Origin of the sequence: Ruminococcus sp. RTP21198st1_G1_RTP21198_201120, assembly GCF_040924265.1 — a bacterium.
Taxonomy (GTDB): Bacteria; Bacillota; Clostridia; order Oscillospirales; family Ruminococcaceae; genus Hominimerdicola; species Hominimerdicola aceti.
The window spans coordinates 162,406-167,452 of record NZ_JBCOMH010000004.1; the positions used below are offsets into that span (position 1 = coordinate 162,406).

Consider the following 5,047-nt stretch of genomic DNA (forward strand, 5'->3'; position numbering starts at 1 on the left):
CTCAGTATGTTTACTTATTATTGTTATAAGATAAAATAAGAAGAATAAGCTACTCATTATAATATAAGAAGAAAGCACCGCTTATATTACAAAGGAAGAAGATATATCGTTTTAATGGAAATAATAGTTGTTTCTTTTCCATATCACGTTCGCCCTAAAAAAGCAATAGCTCAAGTAGTTTTAAAGATAAAATCAGCGGATTATACAAACTTATAAGCTTATTCTTAGTGGCATTGCAGGCAAAGCATTATGATAACACTATTTTTCATATATTAAAACAAAGCTACGTAAATAAGCAAATAAATAAAAAAAGAAGAATAAGCTACTCATTATAATATAAGAAGAAAGCACCACTTCACTTATATTACAAAGGAAGAAGATATATCGTTTTAACTCAAATAATAGTTGTTTCTTTTCCATATCACATTCGCTCTAAAAAAGCAATAGCTCAAGTTGTTTTAAAGATAAAATCAGCTTTTTATACAAATGCGCAAACATTTAATTGGTAATATTACTGCAAAGCTTGAAGATAACGCATTATAAAATAACAAGTTTTTATTTATATAAACATAAAGCTGTAATACGTAAGCAAATAAATAAGAAATAAGGATAAGTGGCTCAGTTTTATTTGATCATATATACTCAGTATGTTTACTTATTCTTGTTATAAAACAAAATAAGAAGAAACAACACATCTTATATTACAACATCTTATATTACAAAGAAAGAATGAAAATAATAGTTGTTTCTTTTCCATATCACGTCTGCCTTAAAAAGCAATAGCTCAAGTTGTTTTAAAGATAAAATAAGAAGAATAAGCTACTCATTATAATATAAGAAGAAAGCACCGCTTCTTATATTACAAAGAAAGAAGATATATCGTTTTAATGCAAATAATAGTTGTTTTTTTTCTTTATCACATTTGCCTTAAAAAAGCAATAGCTCATGTAGTTTCAAAGATAAAATCATCGTATTGTACAAATGCGCAAACATTTCATTGGTAATATTGCTACAAAGCTCGAAGATAACGCATTAGGAAACATCACGTTTTCATTTATATAAACATAAAGCTATAATAAATAAGCAAATAAATAAGAAACAAGGATAAGTGGCTCAGTTTTATTTTAGCATATATACTCAGTATGTTTACTTATTATTGTTATAAGATAAAATAAGAAGAATAAGCTACTCATTATAATATAAGAAGAAAGCACCACTTCTTATATTACAAAGAAAGAAGATATATCGTTTTAATGCAAATAATAGTTGTTTATTTTCCATATCACATTCGCCTTAAAAAGCAATAGCTCAAGTTGTTTTAAAGATAAAATCAGCTTTTTATACAAATGCGCAAACATTTCATTGGTAATATTGCTGCAAAGCTTGAAGATAACGCATTAGGAAACATCACGTTTTCATTTATATAAACAAAATGCTATATAGTAGTAAGATAAAAAGCTACTATCACCAAATAATAAAATTAGTGATAGTAGCTCAATATCAATAATGCTATTAATAATGAAAATTTGCATTCTTCCTTATTATATTATATATAAAATGAGCGTTGATCTTAGTTCAAAGATGTTCTCTCTATACCAACTAATGTGTACTTGTTAAAAGCGTACATTAATTTATGTCGTAATGCACAATTAATCGGACAACATTTTGTTGATTCTGCCAATTGAAAATTAACTTGAAATATGGTATTATTGAAACATAGAAGAGATGTAAGTACAGAGTTCCTGAATAAGTGGGGACTCTTTTTTTATTATAAAAAAAATGGAGCACACATTTGTTGGTAAAAAATGTGTGCTTTTTTTGTTCCCACAAAAAAGAGTGGTCAATTTGCTTGTAAATATATTTGTATAATAGATGCCTTTGTCAATAAAAAACTGAGCCACTAATCGTGATTCAAGGTCGAATCAATAAGGTAAGACGAGCTGCGGTTCATATTTAGAACGAATGATCTGCAGGTGACTATGTCTATGAGGAATTCGAGTATTATTTCATTCTCAAAAAGCTAAATCAATTTCGATTGATACTTGTTGAAAGAAATGTAACTGAGCTCATCGATTATCAGCAGATCTATCTTGCTGAGTTTCTTTGGGGTTAATAAATACATAAGAATACTGTTTTTTATAAAACTAAAAAAATAATTGTAGAATAAAATATTGCCAAAAGTAACGTGGGTCGCTTGAGTGCCTATGAGCGTTGGTCTAGCAAGAAGCTGGACTATTCGGCAACGCTTTAAATTTGCCGAAAGGAACGCATATTTCTTCCAGCATATGCGGGCGAGGGCTTCCGCCGCAACGAAGCCAAGTGGATCGGCTCACTACAAAGGTCGAATGGGATGCGTTCCCATATGGAAAACGCAAGCGCGACTTCCGCTGCAAAGAAGTCAGGTGAATCAACACACTGCAAACGTTGAAAGGGACACAGCCTCCATTGAGTCAAGGCTGAAAGGCACTTAAAGAAGATGTCAGTTATTGATATCTTGCTTCATTTGAACTGGGAACATCCTAGTTTTGGCATTCAGAGCCACTTAACAAGTGCTTTTTATTTTACTAAAGAATAAAGGAGTTTTTATTATGAATAAATTTAATAAGATCACAGTTTGCGTCGAGGGTAAAAATATAAAGGTAGAAGTAGGTACGTACACGCTGAGGACACTTATAATCAAGAAACTCAATGGAATGGCTGCTTTCAAGGAAAGCAAACACCAGTACAAGATTTGGACAATTTCAAAACGAAAAAATGTTAGGGAAAGACTTGCGTTGGAGGGGAAATCAAAAGAAGAGATTAATGATATCTGCAACCGTATCAACTGCTTCAAGTGGAAGCTCTTTGCTAAAAGGACCAAAATAGACTATATTGAAGGAAATGTTCAATTCTGTCATTTTCTCGAGAAAAAGTATCACACCTCATACCTGACTTTAAAAGAAGCTGAAAAACATATCCAAGAGTTCGTTGATGATTTAAAGGCAAGAAACCGGAGCAGCAACACTATCCATGATTATTTGGCTGCAGTTTGCAAAACTTTTGGAAAGTACATGGGTGACTACGATCACCCTATTCGCCACGGTGTTTGTCTTAAAGATGATCCAACTAAATACAACACCAAACGTGGTGAAAAAGCTCGTGATGTTGCATTAACCACAGGTTTAAGACGCCGCGAGCTCGGCCACTTAAAAGTCGATGATATAAAATTCATTGACTGCCAAACAGTTCACATTTATAGTATTGGAAAAGGCGGAAAACATAATCGTACTGTATTGAAAGGAATAGTTGAAGTTTCGAAGCTAAAAGAATATATTAGAGAAGCAGAAGAGAAAGGTAGTGATTCTTTGTTAACAAAGACAGAAGCACGCGTTCCAGATGCACTCCATTACTGTAGAGCAATATGTGCACAGAATACCTATTACACAGTTTTAAAAGAAATGGAAAATGATCCATCAAAACGTGCTGAGTATATTCAAGCAATCGAAGATGAGTTTAAACGCAATAAGAGGAAACTCAAAGAGGATCTTAACAAACCTTATCGATTAAGAGGATACAACAAAAAGGCAGCCGAATCTATCAACAAGCCAGTTGTCTACGATCGAGTAGCAGCAATGTATGTGAGCTTGTTCATACTCCACCACTTCCGCACAGATACTACTATCTTGCATTATTTGGTGAAATAACATCTTATATGTGCAAAAAGCAAAGCCTGTTCATTATGGGCTTTGCTTTTTTTGTATTTAAACGTGCTAAAGTCCAACCAAGTTTATCAACATAGAATGGGTGTGTCGGCGTAGCAGAAATATTTTCGCCGTTTACTACGATAAAGCCATATCTATTATAGGGATAATTTAGAACAGTAATCTACAATATACTGCTCTAAATTCTTAATGAAGCGTGATTAAGAAAAGATTATCTTTATAATGCCATACATTTTTGCCATTTGTCATCCCCCATTAATCTATCTATAACGTGGCTTAATTCCCAAACTGCGCAGACCTCCAAATTCTTACATTCTTCATAAGTAGATGGAACAATATCACCGTTTGCATAGTAAATGGAATACTCACCAGATATACAATCTCTTATATATGTCGGTGGAGAAGTTACCTCACTTTCAGTCACATATGGTCTTTTTTCAACATACTTCATTAGGGAAACAGAACTATTATAAACCCCCACAATAAAGGCATAATCTTCAGTTTTCGGCAAATCCTTTTCATTCTTACCAATATGCCTATAAAATGCAACATCAGCATATTTGAAAATTCTTCCGAATCCATACTCACCATTTGGAAGCTTAAAAGCTCCGACATTCCCAACTATTCTCCTCATATCAACTCACCAAATTCATCTGTAGCAGATTTCATGTATCGATTCTTTTTCTTGTTATTAGGACTAATAACATTAATTGCGTTGCCTGATGTTCCTCTTTGAGATTTAGCACCACCATTAGAGTCTATCAACTGCTGCTCTCGACCACGGATAGCATCTTTATTGGTACTTGATTTATCAAGCGCCGCTGGTCCAAATCCTTTGTCATTCATATGATGCTTCTTATCTCGCCTTGAAACATTTTCTTTAGGTGTCCCATAGCCACTTGTTCTGCTAGAGTATACTTCTCCAGTTTCAGGATTTGTTTTAGTGTATGTTTGATATGTCTTTTCATTTTTACAACCTTGATTATGAACCCAAACTCCACTTTCACCAATAAAATAAGTATGGAAGTCTTGAACCTCAAGATTATAAACATTTACAGACTTTTCAAGTATTTCATGCTGAACAAACTCAACTGTTACAAGTTCACCATTTGAAAGTACAAGTACATCGCCTGCACGAAGTGAACGTGCTAAAGTCCAACCAAGTTATTGATAGCAATTATTTTTACAATCCTAATTATACTATAAAATCTGTAAAAAATCAATAACCGAATACAGAAAAAGCAGACGTGGCAAAACGTCTGCTCAGCTATTTGGAGCAAGCAACGGGAATCGAACCCGCATCCCAAGCTTGGGAAGCTTGTATACTGACCATTGTACTATGCTTG

The 5,047-nt window shown here is 33.3% G+C and carries 3 protein-coding genes and 1 pseudogene; 1 reads left to right on the top strand and 3 read right to left on the bottom strand.

Features of this window, described 5'->3' with window-relative positions:
* Nucleotides 1–2,588 precede the first annotated feature (2,588 nt).
* Entirely contained in the window at nt 2,589–3,683 is a 1,095-nt protein-coding gene (locus AB5627_RS04185; protein ID WP_117923234.1) for a site-specific integrase, read from the top strand.
* 235 nt (nt 3,684–3,918) lie between these two features.
* Here AB5627_RS04185 and AB5627_RS04190 read toward each other — a convergent pair whose 3' ends face one another.
* The 3 genes and pseudogenes from AB5627_RS04190 to AB5627_RS04200 all read right to left on the bottom strand — a co-directional run.
* Nucleotides 3,919–4,335, bottom strand: a complete 417-nt coding sequence (locus AB5627_RS04190) for a hypothetical protein (protein WP_022288064.1) — start codon at nt 4,333–4,335, stop codon at nt 3,919–3,921.
* Nucleotides 4,332–4,547, bottom strand: a complete 216-nt coding sequence (locus AB5627_RS04195) for a hypothetical protein (RefSeq protein WP_022288063.1) — start codon at nt 4,545–4,547, stop codon at nt 4,332–4,334. Before AB5627_RS04195 ends, AB5627_RS04190 begins: the two co-directional genes overlap by 4 nt.
* Nucleotides 4,548–4,691: 144 nt before the next feature.
* Nucleotides 4,692–4,850 (bottom strand): annotated as a pseudogene (locus AB5627_RS04200) (polymorphic toxin-type HINT domain-containing protein); the annotation flags it as partial.
* Between the last annotated feature and the right edge of the window lie 197 nt (nt 4,851–5,047).